Source organism: Methylobacterium sp. ap11 (genome assembly GCF_900110515.1).
Classification (GTDB): domain Bacteria; phylum Pseudomonadota; class Alphaproteobacteria; order Rhizobiales; family Beijerinckiaceae; genus Methylobacterium; species Methylobacterium ajmalii.
Window position 1 is genome coordinate 63,648 of the sequence record NZ_FOEB01000005.1, and the last position, 19,365, is coordinate 83,012.

The window sequence follows — 19,365 nt, forward strand, 5'->3', positions numbered from 1 at the left end:
ATCCTCATCCCATCGAACACGCGATGGAGCGATGACATGACCCAAGTATCCCCCCCCCTCGCAGGCAAGGTAGCCCTTGTGACTGGTGGATCGCGCGGCATCGGGGCGGCCATCGTCCGCCGCCTCGCCCGCGACGGCGCTGACGTCGCCTTCAGCTACGCCGCCTCGCGCGAGCGGGCCGAGGACGTCGTCCGCGAGGTCGAGGCGCTCGGCCGGCGGGCGGTCGCCATAAGGGCGGACCAGGCCGACACCGGCGAGGTCGAGGCCTTGGTGCAGGAGGCCCACGCCGAACTCGGACGCCTCGACATCCTCGTCAACTCCGCGGGCGTTTTCGTCACCGGCATGGTCGACGATGCCAAGGCCGACCGGGCCGCGTTCGACCGGCAGCTCGACGTCAACGTCAAGGGCGTCGCCGCGGCGGTCCGGGCCGCCGTGCCGCTGATGACGGATGGCGGGCGCATCGTGTCCATCGGTACCACCGGCGCGGTCCACGTTCCGTTCGCCGGCGCCGCCGACTACATCGCCACCAAGGCGGCGGTGGCGGCCTACACCCGCGGCTGGGCCCGCGACCTCGGACCCCGCAACATCACGGTCAACCTAGTCCAGCCCGGTGCGATCAACACCGACATGAACCCGCAGGACGGCCCTTTCGCCGAGACGCTGAAGGGCTTGGCCGCGCTCGGCCGCTACGGACAGCCGGAGGACATCGCGGCGGCGGTCGCGTTCCTGGCCGGACCGGATGCCGGGTACGTCACCGGCGCCACGCTGAACGTCGACGGCGGCCAGTCCGCCTGAACCCTTGCCCCTCTATCTCGACCCACTATCAAGAGAGACAGGACCATGACGTCCATCGGCATCATCGGCGCCGGACAGATCGGCCTCGCCATCGCGACGGCGCTCGCCCGGCACGCTATTCCCGCCACGCTCGCGAACAGCCGCGGGCCTGACAGTCTCGCGGAGACCGTCGCCGCGCTGGGACCGAGCATCACGGCGGGCACCCGCGAGGAGGCCGCGGCGAAGGACATCGTCTTCGTCGCCGTGAACTGGTCGAAGCTGGAGGCCGCCCTCGCCGGCCTGCCGGACTTCGGCGGCCGCATCGTCGTCGACGCCAACAACCCCATCGAGGCGCCGCTATTCAAGCCGTTCGACCTCGGCGGTCGCTCATCGTCCGAGGTCTTCGTCGGCTGGGCGCCGGGCGCGCGGGTCGTGAAGGCGTTTAATCACTTGCAGCCGCAGCTAGTCGCCGGCGACCCAGCCAGCGATGGCGGACGGCGCGTGCTGTTCTACTCAGGGGACGAGGCCGAGGCGAAGGCGCAGGTGAGCACGCTGATCGAACGGCTCGGCTTCTTCGGCATCGACCTTGGTCCGCTCGCACTCGGCAGCCGCCTCGTTCAGTTCCCCGGCGGTCCGCTGCCGGCACTGAACCTCGTGAAGATCAACTGACCCCACAGCTCGACAACTCATGGAGGTATTCCGTGACTGACACCAACCAAGCCAGCCAAGGATCGGCAGAGCCCGATTACGACGGGCTGCTGCGTGCCAACCTGGAGAGCGTTTTTAACGAGCGTGATTCCGGTAGGCGCGCGGCTGCGCTGAACGAACTCTTCGTGGCTGAGCCGATCATGTACGAGCCGACCAACGTCGTTCAGGGGCGCGCAGCCATTTCCGCGGTCGCCGGCAACTTGCTGGACCAGTTCGGTCCGACGTTCCGGTTCATCCCGATAGGACGTGCAGTCGGCCATCACGGCCTGGGTTCGCTGCGGTGGGAAGCCGGTCCGGAGGGAGGATCAGTCGCGGTAACCGGGACGGACGTCGTAGAAGTCGTCGGCGGCAGGATCGCGCGCCTCTGGGTGCTCCTCAACCCACCTGCAGCCTGAGCCTGCGATGCGGGTTGCCGCATAGTCAGCAAGTAAAGGACTATTGGCGACGTACAGTCCATCCGTGGCGCCCGCCCAGGCAGATGTCAGGTTCTCGGCACCCCATGCCACGACTGGCCACCGGATGCTCACCAACTCTCCCCGGCCGGCGGTCAACGCCGGCCGGGGAGCAGTCAGCTTACATCATCAGGCCTGCGCCTGACCGCCGTCGACGAACAACTCGGTGCCGTTGACGAAGGCTGCCTCGTCGGAGGCCAGGAACAGGACCGCGTTGGCGACCTCCGTCGGCTCGCCGACGCGTCCAAGCGGGATGCGCGTCCCCAGGTAGTCGAGCAGGCCCTGCTGCTTCTCGACATCGTCGCCGGCGAGGCCGACGAGGCCCGGAGTGCGCGTCGCGCCGGGGCTGACCACGTTGACGCGGATGCGACGGTCCTTCAGGTCGAGGATCCAGGTGCGGGCGAAGTTGCGGATGGCCGCTTTGCTGGCCGAATACACGCTGAAGGCCGGCGTCCCCTCGGTGCCAGCGGTTGAGCCGGTCAGCACCACGGCGCCGCCGTCCTTCAGGAGCGGCAGCACCTTCTGGACGGTGAAGAGCGTGCCCTTCACGTTCGTGTCGAAGGTCGTATCAAAGTGCTCCTCGGTGATGGCGCCGAGTGGCGCGAACTCGCCCCCGCCGGCGTTGGCGAAGACGACGTCGATCTGCGCGTGCTTCTGCTGGACCGCGTCGTAGAGACGGTCGATGTCGGCGAGGTTCGCCATGTCGCCGCGCACGCCGGTAACCCGGCCGCCGATCTCCTTCGCCGCCGCGTCGAGCGCGTCTTGGCGGCGGCCCGTGACGAACACCGAGGCGCCCTCCCGCGAGAAGGCTCGGGCTGTGGCGAGTCCGATGCCGCTTGTGCCCCCGGTCACCACCACAACCTTGTTCTGGAACCTGCCGGTCATCGTCATTCTCCTTAGCTCGGCTGCGTGTCAGCCGCTGGCGGGAGAGATGCCTCCAGAACGATGATGCGGACAGACCGCAACTCTGGCACGTAGCGTTCCAATCGGGGAACGATGATGCGCCCAGACCTCAACGACTACGTCACCTTCGCCGAGGTCGTCGCACATGGCGGGTTCACCGCCGCGGGCCGGGCTCTCCGTGAGCCGAAGTCGAAGCTGAGCCGCCGTGTCTCGGCGCTGGAGGCCCGGCTCGGGGTGCGGCTCATTGAGCGCTCCAGCCGGCGCTTCCGCGTCACCGAGATTGGGCAGACCTTCTACGAGCGCTGCCGCGCCACGATGCTGGAGGCAGAGCGGGCCGAGGCGCTCGTCGCAGAGGCCCAGGCCGAACCGCACGGGCGCATCCGCATGAGTTGCCCACGCAACCTCGTGAAGTTCGCATCCGGCATCGTGCGGAGCTTCCTCGACCGCTACCCGAAGGTCCAGTTGCAGCTCGTCGCCTCGGACCGCGCCGTCGACCTTATCGAGGAGCGGATCGACGTCGCGCTCCGCGTCCGACACGAGCTCACCAGCGATGCGTCGCTCACGATGCGGTCGCTGGGACGTTCACGCTGGATCCTCGTCGCCAGCCCGCAGGTCGCGAGCGGCCTCGGCGCCGACCTCGCCGAGCTCGCCTCCGTCGCGACCATGGGCACGAGCGACGAGGCCGGCGAGATCACCTGGGTGCTGGAGCGCGACGACGGGGAGAGACATGAGCTGCGTCACGAGCCGCGGCTGACCTGCGCCGACTACGCGGTTCTCTGCGATGCCGCGGCGGACGGCTTGGGTGTTGCCTTCTTGCCCGATCACGCCTGCGCGGCGCACATCGCTGCCGGCAAGCTCGTTCGCGTCTTCCGGGACTGGCGGAGCCGGGACGGCATCGTCCATATCGTCTTCACGACCCGGCGCGGCCTGCCGCCCGCCGTCCGCGCCCTCATCAACCACTTGGCGAAAGAATTCCCGGACCTGTGAGGGCGTAGAGCCTGCCGTGGACACACGGCGCTTGCGGCGTGTCGACGTCGGCCCATAACCTTCTTAGAAGCCTGCGATAGAGGGCGGTCTGCCTCCGGCCCCCTCGGCAGTCCGATCGTGAGCAGCTACGGGCACATTAGCGACCGACGGGTAGCAGGCATGTCAGTGCGGTTCACTACGTGGTGGAAGGCTATGGGTCCGGCTCTCGACGCGCTCCGGCCTCGCAACCGACCTCCACCGTTGCACCTTCCGCTGCGCGCCCCGGTCGAGTTCGACAATTCCATCGAGGGACACGACCGGCGCGCGGATCGCGCGATCAACCAGCGAGTATGTTCCCGCTGAACATGCCACCGCGGAAAACTGGTGCGTCCTGATCGGTCACGAAGAGGACGAGGTCGGCGTCGGAGACGGCCAGTACCCTCCCGCCGTCCCCCTTGAGGTACGCCGTATCACCCGCCCGCAGCATCAAGCCGCCGACCTCGACGTCGCCGCCGAAGACGTGGAGCAGGCGAACCGCATCGGGCACCGGAAGCGGCGGCAGGGACAACGCTGGCCCGGCCGCAACATGCGCGTCGGAGACCCATGCCTGGGCTCGGACCTCCAGCGGCGCGCCCTCGGGCCCCGCGATGAGGCGCCACTTGCCGCGGCTCATCACCTCCCCGAAGTCGTGGAGCTGGACCTTGGGTCCGAGGTCGGCCGCCCGCGGCCGCAGGAAGATCTGCAATGCCTCGACCGGGCCGTGGTCGAGCATGCGCTCCTCGTGCTGGAAGGCATGGCCGGCGTTCATCATCATCAGGCGCGTCGCCGTGATCTCCTGCTCGTTCCCGACCGTGTCCCGGTGGAGCATCCGCCCGGCCCGGACATAGGTCAGGATCTCGTCGTCGCGGTGCGGGTGCATCCCGATGACGTGCCCGGGCGCCACGGTGGCGCGGTCGATCCGGCCGATGGCGCCTAGGCCGCTATCTCCGCCGCCGAGGCTCAGCCCGGGACGGATGATCTCGACGGCGAAGCCGCGGGCCGGGTCGCCCATGCGGTCGCCGCGTTTGAGCTTGGTCGCGTCCATGGTCTCGTCCCTTATCAGTGGGCATCTCCGCCATGGAACGTAGCGTCGTCGTGCCGGGGACGGTATCGTCCGATCCGGGCAAGCTCCGTCCCGGGAAGCGGAACGCGCATGGACGTCGACGACCTGAGGACCTTCGTGGAGGTCGCCGACGCGGGAGGGGTCTCGGCCGCCTCCCGCCGCCTCAACATGGCGAAGTCCATCGTCAGCCGGCGGCTGCTGCGGCTGGAGGCCGAGCTCGGCACCCAGCTTCTCGCCCGCACCACCCGGGGCGCGGCCCTGACCGAGGCGGGCACGACGTTCCGGGAGCACGCCGGCCGGATCTGCGCCGAGGTGGACGCGGCCCTGGAGGCGGTCTCGGTCGGCGGCGAGCTCCGCGGCCTCCTGCGGGTCGCCGTACCCTCCACGTTCGGCCCGACGCACTTCGCGCCGGCCATCGCCGAGCTCACCCGCCGCCATCCACGACTGCAGGTCAACTGCCGTTACAGCGACCGCTACGTCGACCTCGTCACGGAGGGCTTCGACTGCGGCATCCGGGTCGGCTACCTGGCGGATTCGAACCTCGTCGCGCGCCGCATCGGGTCCTTCTCGGTTCGGCTGTTCGCAAGTCCCGACTACGTCGCCGCGCACGGCGCGCCCAAGACGCCGGAGGACGTGCCCGGACACCCGGCCGTGATGATCGGCACGGAGACTTGGACGTTCAGCGCCGGGGGCAAGTCGTTCCCGGTCCGCCCGACGGGCCGCTTCCGCGCCGACAGCGCGGTGGCCATCGCGGAGGCGACGGCCGCGGGCGCGGGCATCGCCGCGCTGCCCGACGTCATCGCGGAGCCCTACGTGTCGGCCGGCTCCCTGGTGCCGGTCATGCCGGGATACGCCCTGCCCTCCATCGGCATGTTCGTCGTGCGCCCGCCCGGGCAGCACCCGTCTCGCAAGGTGCAGGCGCTGACGGACCTGCTGATCGAGCGCCTCGGCCGGCAAGCCACCTAGCGGTGGACGTGGGAGCCCGCCCGAGGACGCGGTCGCCTTCGCCGCGTCCCGCATTGAGGGACGCAGCGTGCCTGTAAAGACGGCTAGTGGCGCCGTACGTGGGACGGCATCTTCGGGGTGTCAGGCGGTTCCGGAGCGGGGCCGCCCCACCCGAAGGAGAACGTCATGTCCTACGAGAGATTGACCGCCGAGAACGCCGCTGTGCTGTTTGTCGACCACCAGACCGGGCTCGCCAACGGCGTGCAGACCCAGTCGCCCGCGGACTTCCAGAACAACGTCAAGGCGCTCGTGACCATCGCGCAGGTCTACGGCCTGCCGGCCGTGGTCACGACCAGCGCCTCGGACGGCCCGAACGGCCCGATCATGCCGGTGGTGGCCCAGGGCCTGCCGAACGCCGCCGTCGTGCACCGGCCGGGCGAGATCAACGCCTTCGACAACGCCGACTTCGCCGCCGCCGTGAAGGCGACCGGCCGCAGGAAGCTCCTGATCGCGGGCATCTCGACGGACGTGTGCGTCGCCTTCGCGGCGCTGTCGGCGAAGGAGGCGGGATACGACGTCTACGCGGTCGTCGACGCCTCCGGCACCTGGAGCAAGCTTGTCGAGGACGCCGCCATCACCCGCATGGTCCAGGCCGGCATCGTGCCGATCAACTGGGTCGCTGTCGGCGCCGAGCTCCTCGCCCACTGGCAGTCCGCCACCGGCGAGGCGCACGCGAGGCTGATGGGCGACCACCTGCCCTTCGCCGGCAACAACTACGCCGGCTTCCTGGCCGCGAAGGGCCATGCGTGACGGTTTCATACCGCCCCGCATCTCATCGATGGCCCCCGCCGCCCGCCGGTCCGGGGGTCAGGTCTTCGGCACCTCCATCCCGCGTTTGACCGCCGGACGCTCGCCGATCCGCTCCAACCAGCCATGGACGTTCGGGACCGAGCCAAGCGTGTCCGCGAGCGGGTCCTTCAGGAAAGACGTGGCGGCCAGCGTCCAGGCGTAGCAGGCCATGTCGGCGATGGAGTAGTCCTGGCCCGCCAGGTAGGGACCCTCGCCGAGGCGCTTGTCCATCACCCGCAGCAGCCGGTCCGCCTCTTCGGTGAACCGCTTGATGGCCAGCGGTGCCTTCTCGTCCGAACGCACCGCGAAGAAGCCGAGTTGGCCCAGCATCGGGCCCAAGCCGCCGACCTGCCAGTGAAGCCACTCCAGGGCCTTGTAACGGGCGGGACCCGACGGCGCGAGGAAACGTCCGGTCTTCTCGGCGAGATAGGTAAGGATCGCCCCGCTCTCGAACACCGAGAGCGGACCGCCCTCCGCTTCGTCGTCGACGATGGCCGGGATCTTGTTGTTCGGCGAGACCCTCAGGAACTCGGGGGCGAACTGCTCGTCCTTGCCGATGTTCACCGGCACGACCGAGTACGGCAGACCGCACTCCTCCAGCATGATCGGGATCTTGCGACCGTTCGGGGTCGACCAGGTGTAGAGCGTGATCATGGCGGATGCCTCGTGGTCGGGGTGGTGCTGGTTGCTCCCTCAGGCCCGAACTAGGGCGGCTGGCGCCGGACCGAGCATCCCGGTTCGGCTCCGGTTGACAGAATCCCGTATCATGCAACATCATAAGTTCCATGAGACGGGACGGCAGGTTGTCGGGCGTGCTGCACGTCCTCCTCCACATGGCGGAGGCCGACGGACCGGTGACGTCCGAGCGGTTGGCCATGATGATGGGGACCAACCCGGTCGTGGTGCGCCGGACCATGGCGGGCCTGCGCGACCTGGGGCTCGTGGCTTCCGGGAAGGGGCATGGCGGTGGCTGGACCATCGCCTGCGACCTCGACCGGGTGACCTTGCACGACGTCTACGTCGCGCTCGGGTCCCCGGAGGTGTTCGCGATGGGACACCGGAGCGAGGAGCCGACCTGCCTCGTCGAGCAGGTGGTCAACGCCGCGCTCGCAGACGCCTTACGGGAAGCCGAGGCACTTCTGCTCTCGCGCCTGGGCGACGTCACGCTGGGCCGTCTCAGCGCCGATTTCCACGCGCGCCTGGCAAAGCGCGGACCGTGCGGGCAGGAGGCCCATCCGATGACGCATAGCGCGCAGCCTGAACCGACCAACTTCGTGGCTGCCTTCTCGGACCCGGCGGCCGCCGCACGGTATGCCGACGGACCACCCCGTTTCGTGCCGGGCTTCGAGGCCCTGCACAGGATGACCGGCATCCTGCTCGCCGAGCACGCGCCGGCCGATGCGCGCCTCCTAGTGCTCGGAGCCGGAGGGGGACTGGAACTGCGGGCGCTGGCCCAGGCGCACCCGGGATGGACGTTCGTCGGTGTCGACCCGGCGGGGGAGATGCTTCGCCAGGCCGAGCGCACGCTCGGCCCGCTGATGGACCGGGTCACCCTCATCGAGGGCTACATCGACGACGCGCCCCTCGGTCCCTTCGATGCGGCGACCTGCCTGCTCACCCTGCACTTCCTCGACCCGGAAGCGCGCGAGGACACCGTCCGGGCCATCCACCGGCGCCTGAAGCCGGGTGCGCCGTTCGTGGCGGCGCACGGTAGCTTCCCGCAGGACGACAGCCGCTCGCGCTGGATTGCGCGGTACGAGGCCTATGCGGTCGCGTCCGGCGTCGACGGCGAGCAGGCGGCGAAGGCCCGGAGCGCCGTGCAGGCCCACCTGCACACCCTCACGCCCGAGACGGATGCCGCCGTGCTACGGGCGGGCGGCTTCCAGGATGTCGAACTCTTCTTCGCCGCCTTCACGTGGCGCGGATGGGTCGGACGGGCGTAAGGGCGCGCCGGCACCCTGCCACGTCAGCGGAAGCGCGCTACGCCGTTCCGTTGCCGCCGCTGGCGCCGTCCGAACCGCGCCGGGGAGCAAGGCCGGGGTTAGTACGCTCCCTCGTCGGGGATGTTCAGGATGTTGCCGCAGGCCTTGCAGTGAACGGCATCCGGCTCGTGGCGCTGCAGCCCGCAGGCGGTGCAGGGGAAGCGCACCTTGTAGGGGCGGAACACCACCTGCGCGAGGCGGAAGAACAGCGTCACGCCGCAGATCATCACGAAGACGGACAGCAGCCGGCCCGTCGGCCCGGGCAGGGTGATGTCGCCGTAGCCGGTCGTCGTCAGCGACGTGACCGTGAAGTACAGCGCGTCGACCGGTGTCTGGATCGCCGGATTGCCGCCGTGTTGGGTGGCGTAGACGATGCCCGTCATGACGAACACGAACACCACCAGGTTCGTGGCCGCCAGGATCGCGTCCTCGTTGCGGCGGAACAGGTCGCTGTCCTGCCGCAGCCGCTCCAGCAGGTGGTAGGTGCGCAGCAGGCGCAGCGTCCGCAGGATGCGCAGGAAGCCGACGCCCTCGACGACGACGGGCGCGAGGAACGAGGCCACCGCCACGAGGTCCGTCCACGTGCTCAGGTGCCGGAACTCGCGCAGCGGCGCGCGGCTGATGAGCAGTCGGGCGGCGAAGTCGGCCAGGACGCAGGCGCCCACCGCGAGGTCGCAGGCGACGATCCAAGGCGACAGCGGCAGGAACGAGGTGACGACGACGAAGGCGATGGTCGCCACGTCGAACACCAGCAGGGCGTAGCGGAAGCGGTGAGCGCCCCGCGTGTCCCCCTCGTACATCTCGCGCAGCGTCGCGGTGATCATCGTCATCGGTCGTGTGACTGGAAGGGCCTGGATCTCAAGAATCCCGTGTAAGGGCGTACCCGGCCACGGCGCCTGCGGCATCGCCGGATAGCCAGGACAGCAGCATGAGCACCCCCACCCCGAGCAGCAGGATCCCGGTGAGGGCGAGGATGAGGTCCGACAGGCGGCCTTCGATGGCGCCGGGACGACGCCGCGGCAACTGACGGGGCATGATGCTTCACCCGCTTCCGGGAAGTGGACGGAGACGTCGCGCTCCGGCGGAGCGCGACAGGTGCCGGCTCAGTGGTGGGCCGGGCGTCCCGGGGCGAGGCGTAGGACCAGCGCACCCGCGGCCATGCAGGCGAGGGAGCCGATCAGCACGCCGACCTTGGTCTCGGCCTCAAGCTCCGGGGCGTTCGCGAAGGCGAGTAGGCCGATGAACAGGCTCATGGTGAAGCCGACGCCGCAGAGGAGGGAGACGCCGTAGACCTGCGCCCAGGTCGCATGGGCCGGGCGCTGCGCCAGCCCGAGCCTTACCGCGGCGAGCACGAGCCCGAACACGCCGACCTGCTTGCCCACGAACAACCCGAGCGCCACGCCGAGCGTCACCGGGTCGAGCAGCATGCGGGGCGTGATCCCCGCCAGCGACACGCCCGCATTCGCGAAACCGAAGACCGGCAGGATGAGGTAGGCCGACCAGGGATGGACCGCGTGCTCCAGGATGTGGAGCGGCGAGGTCGGGTCGTCCGGCTTGCCGACGCTCAGCCGCAACGGGACCGTCAGCGCCAGCAGCACGCCGGCGATGGTCGCGTGGACGCCCGACTTGAGCACGAACACCCACAGCACCGCGCCGAGCAGCAGGTAGGGCCACAGGCGCGCCACGCCGGCCTTGTTCATCCCGTAGAGGACCGCGAGCGTGACCGCCGCCCCGCCGAGCATCGGCAGCGACAGGTCGGCGGTATAGAACGCCGCGATGATGAGGACCGCGCCCAGGTCGTCGATGATGGCAAGGGCCGTCAGGAACACCTTGAGCGAGACCGGCACCCGGGGGCCGAGCAGCGCCAGGACGCCGAGGGCGAACGCGATGTCGGTGGCGGCCGGGATCGCCCAGCCCCGCAGGGTCTCGGGCGAGTTCCAGTTCACGGCGGCGTAGACGATGGCCGGGACCGCCATGCCGCCAAGGGCGGCCAGCCCCGGCAGGATGCGGTCGGGCCAAGTGCGCAGGCGCCCGTCGAGCACCTCGCGCTTGATCTCCAAGCCGACGAGCAGGAAGAACACCGCCATCAGGGCGTCGTTGATCCAGTGCAGGACCGAGAGCGGACCCACGTAGGCCTTGAGCGCGGCAAAGTAGGTGTCCGCCAGGGGCGAGTTGGCGATCACCAGGGCGAGCGCGGCGCTCGCCATCAGGACGAGGCCGCCGCCGGCCTCGCTGGTGAGGACGTTGCGCAGGGCCGACAGGGGACGGCGGCGAGGCCGCGGAACGGCATGGGAGGGCGACGGCACGGGCACGGATCTCCTGCGCTGGCGGCCCGACCAGCGCTCGTCCTGCCGGTCCGACCCACGGACCGCGCACCCTGCGCGGGCTATCGCATCCCGGACCGTGAGGCACAACCCGCGCTCCCTCGGATCCACAAGGAGGGTTCCCGGCACCGGCGACAGGGACGCGGAACGGTCTCCGGTCGGCACCGTCGGGCCTGCCTGGCGTTATCCGGTATTCGGTCAACTGACCCGCTACCCCGCCTCTCGTTCGCTGGACCCGTTCGGAGGGCAACCATAGGTTCCGACTGAGCGGAGGGTTGAGCCATGACGCGTCCCGACGAAATCGGCATCTGACGAGAGCCTCCGCGGAGACCCACGCCCTGGCGTGGGCCGGGATGGCGTTACAAGACAAACGAAAAGGCGCGGCGCCCACCGCGCCTTTTCGTTTGTTCGAAGGACCGCGGACCGGGCGGCTGCCTTTGTTCAGCGTCCTGTCAGGTCATCGGCCTCGACGTTCACCGCCCGCCATACCCTTCCGACCGCCCTGCGCAGGACCTGGGAGACCTGCTCGGCCGAGTACGGCTTGCGCAGGAGCTCGAAGCCGTGGGCACCCTCCTGCGCGAGGACATGGCTGTAACCCGAGGCGAGCACCACCGGCAGGTTCGGCAACCGCCGCCTCAGGAGCCGGGCGAACGCGATCCCGCCCATGCCCGGCATCACGACGTCCGAGAACACCACGTCGAAGTCCGATCCGTCGTGGCCGATCCTGTCGAGCGCCTCCTCGGCGTTCGTCGCCCAGGTCGTGCGGTAGCCGAGATCCTCAAGGATCTGCGTGGCGAAGGTCCCGACCTCGACGTTGTCCTCCACGACGAGCACCCGCTGGCCGGACCCGACGTGCGACACGGAAGCGGCGGCATCCTTGGCGGCCAGGGGCTTGGGCTCCGCGGGCACCTCGGGCAGGTAGAGCGTGAAGGTCGAGCCACCTCCCGGGACGCTCTCGACATCGACGTCGCCGCCAGACTGCTTGGCGAAGCCGAACACCTGGCTGAGCCCAAGGCCGGTGCCCTTGCCGACCTCCTTCGTCGTGAAGAACGGCTCGAAGATGCGCGGCAGCACCTCCGAGGCGATGCCCGCGCCGGTGTCCGAGAGCGAGACGGCGGCGAACGGATGCGAGCTCCCGGCGTGTCGGCGGATCGGCGGCAGCGTGCCGCCGCAGGCCAGCCGCAGGGTCAGCGTCCCCTCGCCGTCCATGGCGTCGCGGGCGTTCACCGCCATGTTCACCAGCGCGGTCTCGAACTGGCTGAGGTCGGCGCGCACGTGGCAGGGCGCCCCCGCGATATCCAGCACCACCCGGATGCGGGCCCCCGTGACCGTGTCGAGGAGGTCCGCCATGGCACGCAGCCGCTCGTCGAGGGCGAACACCTGCGGGTCGAGGGTCTGCCGGCGGGCGAAGGCGAGGAGCTGCCCGGTGAGCTTGGCCGCACGCTCGACGGTCTCGGAGACCGCGTCGAGGTAGCGGGCCTTGCGCGCCTCGGGCAGGTCCGGGCGGCGCAGGAAGTCGACCGACGAGCGGATGATGGTCAGCAGGTTGTTGAAGTCGTGCGCCACGCCGCCCGTCAGCTGCCCGATGGCCTCCAGCTTCTGCGACTGCCGCAAGGCCTCCTCGGCCTTCAGCAACTCGTCGGTACGTTCGGCGACGCGGCTCTCCAGCGTCTCGTTCAACTCGCGCAGGCGGTCCTCGGCGAGCCTGCGGTCATGGATGTCGGTCGAGGTGCCGAACCAGGCCGTCACCGTCCCACCGGCGTCGCGCAGGGGCTCGGCCCGGGCCAGGTACCAGCGATAGGCGCCGTCGTGTCGCCGGTAGCGTATCTCGATATCGTAGGAGACCTCGCGCGCCCGCGCATCGGCCCAGACCGCGGCGGTCCGGGCCCGGTCGTCCGGGTTGACGGCGTCGATCCACCCGTCGGGCAGCGCTGCCTCAAGGGACTGGCCGGTGAACTCGCACCAGCGGTCGTTGAGGAAATGCAGGTGCCCGTCCGGCGAGGCGAACCAGACGAAGGCCGGGACGACGTCGGTCAGGGTGCGTAGCCGCGCCTCGGCCTGCCGGCGCTCGTCGATGTCGATGACCGAGCCGAAGTAGCCGAGGAAGGCCCCGTTCGCCGCGATCCGCGGCGAGGCGGCGTCGATGGCCCAGCGGTAGGCGCCGTCCCGACCGCGCAACCGGTACTCCAGGCGGAAGGGCTTCCGCTCGGCGTTGGCGGCCAGGAAGGTCTGCTCCGAGGGACGGCGGTCGTCAGGATAGATGGCGTCGAGCCAGCCGAGGCCGAGCCCCTCCGCCTCGGTCTGGCCGGTGAACTCGTACCAGCGCCAGTTCAGGTAAATGCAGGCGCCGTCCTCGTCGGTGATCCAGGTCATCACCGGCGCGTCGTCGGCCATCGTGCGGAAGCGGGCCTCGCTCTCCCGCAGGCGCGCCTCCGCCTCGTGCCGGAAGGTCACGTCGCTTGCCGTGCCGAACCACTCGACGATCTCTCCCGCCTGGTCGAGCAACGGGACGGCACGGGAGAACGTCCAGCCGACCGTGCCGTCGGCCCGCCGCACCCTGTGCTCCAGCTCGAACAGCCCCTTGCGCCGGATGGCGTCGGCGATGGCGGCGAGGACCTCGGCCCGGTCCTCCGGCTCGATGTTGCGGTCGAGCCAGCGCTCGCTCGGCTCCGTGGCGTCGGCCAGGATGCCGCGACCGTCGAGCCGGATCATCCCACGCCAGTCCGCGCCCATCCGGTACACCGCGTCGGACGTCGCGTTGACCAGGGCCCGCAGCCGTCCCTCGCTCACGCGCAGGTTGGCCTCGGCGCCGACGCGCTCGATGTAGGCCCAGCAGCGTTCCGTCACCTCGCGCAGCATCAGCAGCTCGGCGTCGGACCAGCGGTGCGGCACGGCATGGTGGATGGCCATGAGGGCCGTGAGGCGGCCCTCCTTGATCAGCGGCATACAGATGGTCGCGGCGATGCCGATGGCTTGGAAGGTCCGTGCCTCGTGCGGGGCGAGCTCGGCGGCGTTGTCGTTGACGACGAGGGGCCTGCCGGCATTGAGCTCCCGGACCGCGAGTTCGCCGAAGTCGGCGAGGCTGTAGTGTCCGAGGATCGAGGGTGCGTCCGGCGCGTGCCAGTTGCCGCGGATGGTGAAGCCGTCGCCGTCGGCGTCCATGTCGGCGTAGGCGCAGTTCGACACGTCCAGGTGCTCGCCGAGGAGACGCGTCGTGGCCTCCAGCACCGCGGCGGCGTCGCGGGCGTCCGCGGTCGCCCGCGCCAAGCCGTCGAGGAAGCGGAATCGGTCCTCGCTCTCGGCGAGGCGGCGTTCGGCCAGCACGCGCTCGGTGATGTCGAGCACCGTCGCGAGCGTGCCGACGGGCCGATGACGGGCTCGATCCTGGCAACCCGCCGAGGAGGTACGGAACCGAATGCGCGCCGTCCCGTTTCCACGACGCATATGACAGCTACCTGTCATTATAGCAGCCAGCTAATTAAGTCGGAGCGTTCCATGGGGCGCAAGCCCAGTGCGGTCTTGGAGGACCGCCTTCCGGCACGCCGCGCCTGGTCCGGTCTCGTCATCGACGTCTTCCGCTTGAACGGGGACCTGATCGAGGCCGGCGACGCCTTGGTGCGTGACCTCGGCCTGACTAGCGCCCGCTGGCAGGTGCTGGGAGCGATTGCCCTGTCCCCGGTCCCGCTGCCGGTCGCCCACATCGCCCGCAACATGGGCCTCGCCCGCCAGTCGGTTCAGCGCGTCGTCGACGACATGCGTGACGACGGTCTGGTCCGGCTCGAACCCAACCCCCACCACCGCCGCGCGCCGCTCGTCGCGATGACCCCGCGCGGCGAGGCCGCTTACGCACAAGCCATGGCACGCAAGGACCTCTGGGCCGACGTGCTCACCGAAGGGATGTCGGCGGAGACCATCGAGGCGGCAGGCACGCTCCTGCGCACGATGCAGCAGCGGATCGCCGCCTCCCACGAACACATCGCTTCCATTGCCGCCACACGAAAGGAGACACAGGAATGAACCGCGCCGAAGCCACGCAGGAGTACGATGCCGACGTGATCGTCGTCGGCGCCGGGCCCATCGGCCTGACGACGGGCAACGCCTTGCGCCACCACGGCGTGTCATGCCTGCTCCTGGAGGAACGCACCGACGTGAAGGCGTACTCGCGGGCGAACAACCTTTGGGCGCGCCCGCAGGAACTGCTCGCCGGCATCGGCCTGCGCGACGTGTTGGCCGAGAACAGCTACGCCATCGACACCATCAACTTCTTCGTCAACGGCACCCCGACGACGTCCATCCCCGTCGCCGATGTCGCCAGTCCCTACCCGAAGGTGCTCTACAGTGGGCAGGACGTGATCGAGCGGACCCTGATCGGCGAGTTCGAGGCGCGGGGCGGTCGGCTCGACCGCGGCTGCACGGTGACCGACCTCCTCCAGGACGAGACCGGCGTCACCGTGGTGCTCCGTCGAGGCAAGGACGGGCCGCAGGAGCGTCGACGCTGCCGCTACGTCGTGGCCGCCGACGGCGCCAAGAGCACGATCCGGCCGATGCTCGACCTCGACTTCGAGCCGGTTCGGCTACCGGACTGCATGAACCGACAGGTGGACGCCAAGCTGTCCTGGCGCCGCTCGCGTGAGCCGAACCAGCTCTGGTTCTTCTACTACGAGCACGGCTTCGCCGGCATCCTGCCGGTCTGGGGCGGCTACCACCGGCTGTTCTTCCTCGCCGACGACACCGGCGTACCGGACCGCGACCCGACGCTCGACGAGATGCAGGCGGTCGCGCGCGAGGTCACGGGCGACGAAACCCTGACCCTGTCGGACCCGCAGTGGGTCACCCATAGCCGCTTCCAGTACGGCGTCTCGCCCGGCTACGCCCGCGGCCGCGTCTTCCTGGCGGGCGACGCCGGACACCTCTCGCTGCCGATAGGCGGCCAGGGCATGAACGCGGGCCTGCACGATGCTGTCGAGATCGCGTGGCGGCTGGCCATGACCCTGCGCGGCGAGGCGGCGCCGGTGATCCTCGATTCCTACGACGGCGAGCGGGGCGGCGAGCACGCCCGGTTGAGCGCCCAGCAGGCGCGCGGGTTCCGTTGGACGGTTTATCGCGGGGCGGTCACCGACACGGTGCTGGGCTTGGCGGCGAAGGCTCTGCCGAACCTGGGCTCGCTGCTGCAGGGGACCGACGACATGCAGCAGATGGGCGTCGAATACCCCAAAAGCCTCCTGAACGAGGACCGACTGTCCGGTCTGGCGACCATGCTGCGGCCGGGGCCGAAGCCCGGCGAGCGGGCGCCGGACGCGGAGGTGACCCATGACGGCGAGACCACGAGCCTGTTCCGGTTCCTCACCAACCCGGACGGCCATACGACCGGCTGGGCGCTGCTCTGCTTCGACGGACGGTCGTCGGATGCGGGCGCCTCGCTCCTCGACGCCGTCGAGGCCGTGACGCCCTGGACCTGGGTGCGGCCGCGCCTCGTGCTGGCAGGCCCCTTGCTCGACGGCATGAGCATCCCCGTGCTCTCCGACATGGACGGGAAGGCGCACGGAGCCTACGGGCTGGAGGGCCGGCCGGCCTTCGTCCTCGTCCGGCCAGACGGGCACATCGCCTTCCGCGGCGACGCCGGCCGGGCCGACCGCTTGGTCGCCTATTGCCGGAAGGCTTTCGGTGCGGAACCGGTACGGTCGACGGGCGTGCTCCTCGCCGCCCAATAGGGCGGAAGACCCGGACTATGCCGAAACGGTAGCACGCCGCGCGACGGTCGGCTCGAAACTTCTCGGTTCCCGGGACCAACCGTCGCTTCGGCTCGGAAGCGGCTGGAACGACCGTGCCGAGGGCTGGTGGCTAGGCCGGCATCCGGCCATCCGGCGTGTAGCGGTCGACGGCCTGGGGGAGCTCCCGGGACAGGCGGGAGAGGAGCTCCTCGCGGGACAGGCCCGTGCGCTGGGTTAGGGTCGCGAGGACATCCGGCCCGATGGCCTGCTCAAGGTGCTGCGGCGGGAGCTCCTGGTTCGGCCCCTGGGCGATCCAGGACTGCGCGGCCGCCCCGTGGCCGGCCTGCTGGAAGCGATCGAGCATTTCGCCCAAACCGCTGTGCAGGAAGCCGCCAGGGGCTTGGTCCCGCAGGTTGCCCAGCAGACCGCCGAGAAGGCCTCCCAACCCGCCACCGGAGGCATTGGACGCCGCACCGGGACCGGTGGGTGAAGGGGCCGATTGGCCAGCGCCCCCGAGCAGTTCGGCAAGCTTGTCCCGGTTCTGGTAGCCGGCGAGGGCGAGGAGGCCGAGCAGGGCCGTCATCGAGGGGTAGCCGTCACTCATGGTTCGTCTCCCGCTTGCGGGCGGGGTGGAGCCCGTCCGCTTGAGTTCGAACCCTACGAACGCGCTCGTGCGCCGAGTTGATGCACAAGAAAAGCCGTCATGATGCCCGACCTCAGCCGCGCTTGGTCATGTTCATGGACATGCCCTCGCAGCAGCATCCGCCCTTCTTCCCCTTCATGGCGCCGTGGTTCATGGCCATGCCGCCCTTCGGCCCGGCCTTGCCGCACATCATGGCACCCTTGCCCTTGCCGCCGCCGCAACACGACATCGCCATGGCGGGGGACGCCGCCAGCAGCAGCAGGGCGGCCGAGGCCAGTACGATCCGCTTCATGAACCCCCTCCATACCCGATGAACCCGTCGGTCTCGCTTTCGATAGGGCTTCCCATCGTGGGAGGATCAAGCCGCGGTGCCGTCGGTCGCTCAGTGGTGCACCGCCAGCATCCAAACGGCCATGGCAACCATCATAAGATTTTCGGTCAGCGAGACGAAGCCGAGCGGCACCTTGCTCGAGCCGCCGACGCAGGCGCACTTGATGTCCCGCTTGTCGACGTAGACCGCCTTGAACACCGAGACCGCCCCGACCGTACCGATGAACAGGGCCACCGGGATCGAGATCCAGTTCAGGGCGCCCGCCACCATCAGGACGCCGGCGACACCCTCCAGGAATGGGTAGGCGTAGGCGTAGCGCACCCACCGCTGCCCGAGCAGGTCGTAGCCAAGGAACATCGAGGAGAAGCTCTCGACGTCTTGCAGCTTCAGGAGGGCGAGCACGCACATGCTGAAGGCGATGAACCATTCGGCGGCGCGCATCGTGAGCGGCGTTCCGTAGACGGCCTGGCTCGCCGCCAGGGCCATCAGCGCGGTCATCGAGAACACTGCGACGACGGGCGTGTAGGTCGTCGCGTTCGGGTCGTTGACGGCCTTGCCGAAGTGGCGCCTGAGGTCGCCGAAGCCCCCGACCCGCTCGCCGTTGATGAAGGTCTGCGGCGTGGTCCTGACTTGATGCTCGGCCTTGAAGCGGTCGGTCTCCTCCTGCGTGGTCAGGAGGTGGTCATCGACCTGGAAGCCCTTACGTTCGAGCAGGTCCTTGGCCTTGAGCCCGTAAGGGCAGGTGTGTTCGGGGGTGGCCATCCGATGGAGGGCGGCCTTGCGGACGGTGGCTTCGGGCATCGTGCTCTCCTGCCTGATCTCGGGTGACGGGGGGGGCGGACCGGGGCCGCCGAAGGGCCGCCCCGATCCGGCGTTTCCGCTACTTGCCGTGCTGCTTCAGCCAGGCCTCCATCTCGGAGATCTCCTTCTCCTGATCGTCGATGATCTTTTGAGCCATCGCCTTGGTGGCCGGGTCCTTGGCGTGCTTGAGCGCCACCTTGGACATCGCCACCGCGCCCTTGTGGTGCGGGATCATGTGCGTGCGGAAGTCGACGTCGGCGTTGCCGGTGTAGGGGACGTCCATGTCCTTCATCATCGCCATGTCGGCGGCCTTGAAGTCCTTGGTCGAGGCGTTGTCCTTCGGGGCCGGCTTCATCGAGACCGTCTCCTTGCCGGACATTGAGCCGTGGTCGTGCATGCCCTGCGCGAGCGTAGGACCGGCGAGGCCGGCCGACAGCAGGGCGACGACGGATAGGGTGTGGAGGTGGGTCATGGGTCTTCCTCGCTCGATGGGGGTCAGTTGAACTTGCCGCTGGCGGTCGCGCCGTCGGGGCCGGTGAGCTGCACGGCGCCCTTCGGGCTCGCGCCGAGGGCGGTCGCGGCCTTGCCGGTGAGGCGGTTGCCGTCGGCCGGCTCCAGCGTCACGCGGGCCGGCTTGCCGCCGACGACGAGGATGGCAGTGCCCTTGTAGCCGGCGGCCGGGACCGGCTTCTGGCCCTCGTCGGACAGGAACACGTCGACGGTGTCGCCCTTGGCGACGAGCTCAACGTGGAACTTGCCGGCGTCCGCCACCCGGCCGCCGTGCTGGCCGGAGGTCTCGTGGGCGCACACGGTCGTCGCGGCGAGCAGGCCGGCGACCAGGGTCACTCTGGGTAGGATCACGCTCTCGTCTCCT

Annotated in this window: 21 protein-coding genes and 1 pseudogene; 10 read left to right on the plus strand and 12 right to left on the minus strand. The window is 69.7% G+C overall.

The genetic code is table 11. From position 1 onward, the window contains the following. The first annotated feature begins 36 nt into the window (after positions 1-36). From BMX97_RS08670 to BMX97_RS08680, 3 genes are read left to right on the plus strand one after another with little or no spacing between them, the layout of a single operon-like run. Positions 37-795, plus strand: coding sequence for an SDR family oxidoreductase (locus tag BMX97_RS08670; RefSeq protein ID WP_091748145.1), 759 nt, complete (start codon positions 37-39; stop codon positions 793-795). A gap of 45 nt (positions 796-840) precedes the next feature. Further along, entirely contained in the window at positions 841-1,443 is a 603-nt protein-coding gene (locus tag BMX97_RS08675; protein ID WP_091748148.1) for an NADPH-dependent F420 reductase, read from the plus strand. A gap of 32 nt (positions 1,444-1,475) precedes the next feature. Further along, a complete protein-coding gene (locus BMX97_RS08680) occupies positions 1,476-1,877 on the plus strand; it encodes a nuclear transport factor 2 family protein (protein WP_091748151.1) in 402 nt (133 codons plus the stop codon). A gap of 186 nt (positions 1,878-2,063) precedes the next feature. Here the strand turns inward: BMX97_RS08680 and BMX97_RS08685 are convergent, their stop codons facing one another. Next, positions 2,064-2,819, minus strand: coding sequence for an SDR family NAD(P)-dependent oxidoreductase (locus tag BMX97_RS08685; RefSeq protein WP_091748154.1), 756 nt, complete (start codon positions 2,817-2,819; stop codon positions 2,064-2,066). 111 nt (positions 2,820-2,930) lie between these two features. On the opposite strand from BMX97_RS08685, the gene BMX97_RS08690 reads away from it, so the two are divergent. After that, entirely contained in the window at positions 2,931-3,824 is an 894-nt protein-coding gene (locus tag BMX97_RS08690) for a LysR substrate-binding domain-containing protein (protein ID WP_091748157.1), read from the plus strand. 316 nt (positions 3,825-4,140) lie between these two features. Here BMX97_RS08690 and BMX97_RS08695 read toward each other — a convergent pair whose 3' ends face one another. Continuing rightward, positions 4,141-4,887: a pirin family protein gene (locus BMX97_RS08695; RefSeq protein WP_091748160.1), complete on the minus strand. Its 747-nt coding sequence runs from the start codon at positions 4,885-4,887 to the stop codon at positions 4,141-4,143. Positions 4,888-4,995: 108 nt separating this feature from the next. Between BMX97_RS08695 and BMX97_RS08700 the strand changes: the two genes are divergently transcribed. Both BMX97_RS08700 and BMX97_RS08705 read left to right on the plus strand, forming a co-directional pair. Then, positions 4,996-5,871 carry a LysR family transcriptional regulator gene (locus BMX97_RS08700; RefSeq protein WP_091748163.1) on the plus strand — a complete coding sequence of 292 codons (876 nt, stop codon included), beginning with the start codon at positions 4,996-4,998 and terminating at the stop codon, positions 5,869-5,871. Positions 5,872-6,036: 165 nt separating this feature from the next. Then, on the plus strand, positions 6,037-6,660 hold the full coding sequence (locus BMX97_RS08705; RefSeq protein ID WP_091748166.1) for an isochorismatase family protein: 624 nt from the start codon (positions 6,037-6,039) through the stop codon (positions 6,658-6,660). A gap of 57 nt (positions 6,661-6,717) precedes the next feature. On the opposite strand, the gene BMX97_RS08710 is transcribed toward BMX97_RS08705, so the two are convergent. Further along, positions 6,718-7,353: a glutathione S-transferase family protein gene (locus tag BMX97_RS08710; RefSeq protein ID WP_091748169.1), complete on the minus strand. Its 636-nt coding sequence runs from the start codon at positions 7,351-7,353 to the stop codon at positions 6,718-6,720. Positions 7,354-7,484: 131 nt separating this feature from the next. Between BMX97_RS08710 and BMX97_RS33305 the strand changes: the two are divergent. Together BMX97_RS33305 and BMX97_RS33310 are read left to right on the plus strand one after the other, a co-directional pair. Further along, a pseudogene (locus tag BMX97_RS33305) lies at positions 7,485-7,913 on the plus strand (Rrf2 family transcriptional regulator); the annotation flags it as partial. Between the two features lie 147 nt (positions 7,914-8,060). Continuing rightward, positions 8,061-8,642 carry a class I SAM-dependent methyltransferase gene (locus BMX97_RS33310; RefSeq protein WP_348273118.1) on the plus strand — a complete coding sequence of 194 codons (582 nt, stop codon included), beginning with the start codon at positions 8,061-8,063 and terminating at the stop codon, positions 8,640-8,642. 98 nt (positions 8,643-8,740) lie between these two features. On the opposite strand, the gene BMX97_RS08720 is transcribed toward BMX97_RS33310, so the two are convergent. The 4 genes from BMX97_RS08720 to BMX97_RS08730 form a co-directional block, all read right to left on the minus strand. Further along, positions 8,741-9,511, minus strand: coding sequence for a potassium channel family protein (locus BMX97_RS08720; RefSeq protein ID WP_091748174.1), 771 nt, complete (start codon positions 9,509-9,511; stop codon positions 8,741-8,743). Positions 9,512-9,539: 28 nt separating this feature from the next. Continuing rightward, on the minus strand, positions 9,540-9,716 hold the full coding sequence (locus tag BMX97_RS32755; protein WP_177202164.1) for a hypothetical protein: 177 nt from the start codon (positions 9,714-9,716) through the stop codon (positions 9,540-9,542). 68 nt (positions 9,717-9,784) lie between these two features. Then, the gene (gene nhaA, locus BMX97_RS08725) at positions 9,785-10,987 is read right to left on the minus strand and encodes a Na+/H+ antiporter NhaA (RefSeq protein ID WP_091748177.1); all 1,203 of its coding nucleotides are present in this window, start codon (positions 10,985-10,987) and stop codon (positions 9,785-9,787) included. Between the two features lie 459 nt (positions 10,988-11,446). Beyond that, a complete protein-coding gene (locus BMX97_RS08730; RefSeq protein WP_244538347.1) occupies positions 11,447-14,350 on the minus strand; it encodes a PAS domain S-box protein in 2,904 nt (967 codons plus the stop codon). Positions 14,351-14,500: 150 nt separating this feature from the next. Here BMX97_RS08730 and BMX97_RS08735 point away from each other — a divergent pair, with 150 nt between their 5' ends. Further along, positions 14,501-15,022, plus strand: coding sequence for a MarR family winged helix-turn-helix transcriptional regulator (locus tag BMX97_RS08735; RefSeq protein ID WP_091748182.1), 522 nt, complete (start codon positions 14,501-14,503; stop codon positions 15,020-15,022). Continuing rightward, a complete protein-coding gene (locus BMX97_RS08740) occupies positions 15,019-16,716 on the plus strand; it encodes an FAD-dependent monooxygenase (RefSeq protein WP_091748185.1) in 1,698 nt (565 codons plus the stop codon). The genes BMX97_RS08735 and BMX97_RS08740 overlap by 4 nt, the downstream gene beginning before the upstream one ends. 130 nt (positions 16,717-16,846) lie before the next feature. Here the strand turns inward: BMX97_RS08740 and BMX97_RS08745 are convergent, their stop codons facing one another. From BMX97_RS08745 to BMX97_RS08765, 5 genes are all read right to left on the minus strand, one after another. Beyond that, entirely contained in the window at positions 16,847-17,320 is a 474-nt protein-coding gene (locus tag BMX97_RS08745; protein WP_091748188.1) for a YidB family protein, read from the minus strand. Between the two features lie 112 nt (positions 17,321-17,432). Beyond that, entirely contained in the window at positions 17,433-17,651 is a 219-nt protein-coding gene (locus tag BMX97_RS08750; RefSeq protein ID WP_091748191.1) for a hypothetical protein, read from the minus strand. A 90-nt stretch (positions 17,652-17,741) separates the two neighbouring features. After that, a complete protein-coding gene (locus BMX97_RS08755; RefSeq protein ID WP_091748193.1) occupies positions 17,742-18,491 on the minus strand; it encodes a glutaredoxin family protein in 750 nt (249 codons plus the stop codon). A 79-nt stretch (positions 18,492-18,570) separates the two neighbouring features. Continuing rightward, the gene (locus BMX97_RS08760) at positions 18,571-18,963 is read right to left on the minus strand and encodes a CopM family metallochaperone (protein WP_091748196.1); all 393 of its coding nucleotides are present in this window, start codon (positions 18,961-18,963) and stop codon (positions 18,571-18,573) included. 23 nt (positions 18,964-18,986) lie between these two features. After that, entirely contained in the window at positions 18,987-19,352 is a 366-nt protein-coding gene (locus tag BMX97_RS08765; protein WP_091748199.1) for a hypothetical protein, read from the minus strand. Positions 19,353-19,365 lie beyond the last annotated feature (13 nt).

Excerpts from the sequence above, each read along its gene's own strand:
- BMX97_RS33310 (WP_348273118.1), top strand. The coding sequence starts at position 8,061 with ATGACCGGCATCCTGCTCGCCGAGCACGCGCCGGCCGATGCGCGCCTC.
- BMX97_RS08675 (WP_091748148.1), top strand. The coding sequence starts at position 841 with ATGACGTCCATCGGCATCATCGGCGCCGGACAGATCGGCCTCGCCATC.
- BMX97_RS08745 (WP_091748188.1), bottom strand. The coding sequence starts at position 17,320 with ATGAGTGACGGCTACCCCTCGATGACGGCCCTGCTCGGCCTCCTCGCC.
- BMX97_RS08710 (WP_091748169.1), bottom strand. The coding sequence starts at position 7,353 with ATGATCACGCTCTACACCTGGTCGACCCCGAACGGTCGCAAGATCCCG.
- BMX97_RS08740 (WP_091748185.1), top strand. The coding sequence starts at position 15,019 with ATGAACCGCGCCGAAGCCACGCAGGAGTACGATGCCGACGTGATCGTC.
- BMX97_RS08705 (WP_091748166.1), top strand. The coding sequence starts at position 6,037 with ATGTCCTACGAGAGATTGACCGCCGAGAACGCCGCTGTGCTGTTTGTC.
- BMX97_RS08720 (WP_091748174.1), bottom strand. The coding sequence starts at position 9,511 with ATGACGATGATCACCGCGACGCTGCGCGAGATGTACGAGGGGGACACG.
- BMX97_RS08690 (WP_091748157.1), top strand. The coding sequence starts at position 2,931 with ATGATGCGCCCAGACCTCAACGACTACGTCACCTTCGCCGAGGTCGTC.
- BMX97_RS08760 (WP_091748196.1), bottom strand. The coding sequence starts at position 18,963 with ATGACCCACCTCCACACCCTATCCGTCGTCGCCCTGCTGTCGGCCGGC.
- BMX97_RS08670 (WP_091748145.1), top strand. The coding sequence starts at position 37 with ATGACCCAAGTATCCCCCCCCCTCGCAGGCAAGGTAGCCCTTGTGACT.
- BMX97_RS08750 (WP_091748191.1), bottom strand. The coding sequence starts at position 17,651 with ATGAAGCGGATCGTACTGGCCTCGGCCGCCCTGCTGCTGCTGGCGGCG.
- BMX97_RS08685 (WP_091748154.1), bottom strand. The coding sequence starts at position 2,819 with ATGACCGGCAGGTTCCAGAACAAGGTTGTGGTGGTGACCGGGGGCACA.
- BMX97_RS08695 (WP_091748160.1), bottom strand. The coding sequence starts at position 4,887 with ATGGACGCGACCAAGCTCAAACGCGGCGACCGCATGGGCGACCCGGCC.
- BMX97_RS32755 (WP_177202164.1), bottom strand. The coding sequence starts at position 9,716 with ATGCCCCGTCAGTTGCCGCGGCGTCGTCCCGGCGCCATCGAAGGCCGC.
- BMX97_RS08700 (WP_091748163.1), top strand. The coding sequence starts at position 4,996 with ATGGACGTCGACGACCTGAGGACCTTCGTGGAGGTCGCCGACGCGGGA.
- BMX97_RS08755 (WP_091748193.1), bottom strand. The coding sequence starts at position 18,491 with ATGCCCGAAGCCACCGTCCGCAAGGCCGCCCTCCATCGGATGGCCACC.
- BMX97_RS08735 (WP_091748182.1), top strand. The coding sequence starts at position 14,501 with ATGGGGCGCAAGCCCAGTGCGGTCTTGGAGGACCGCCTTCCGGCACGC.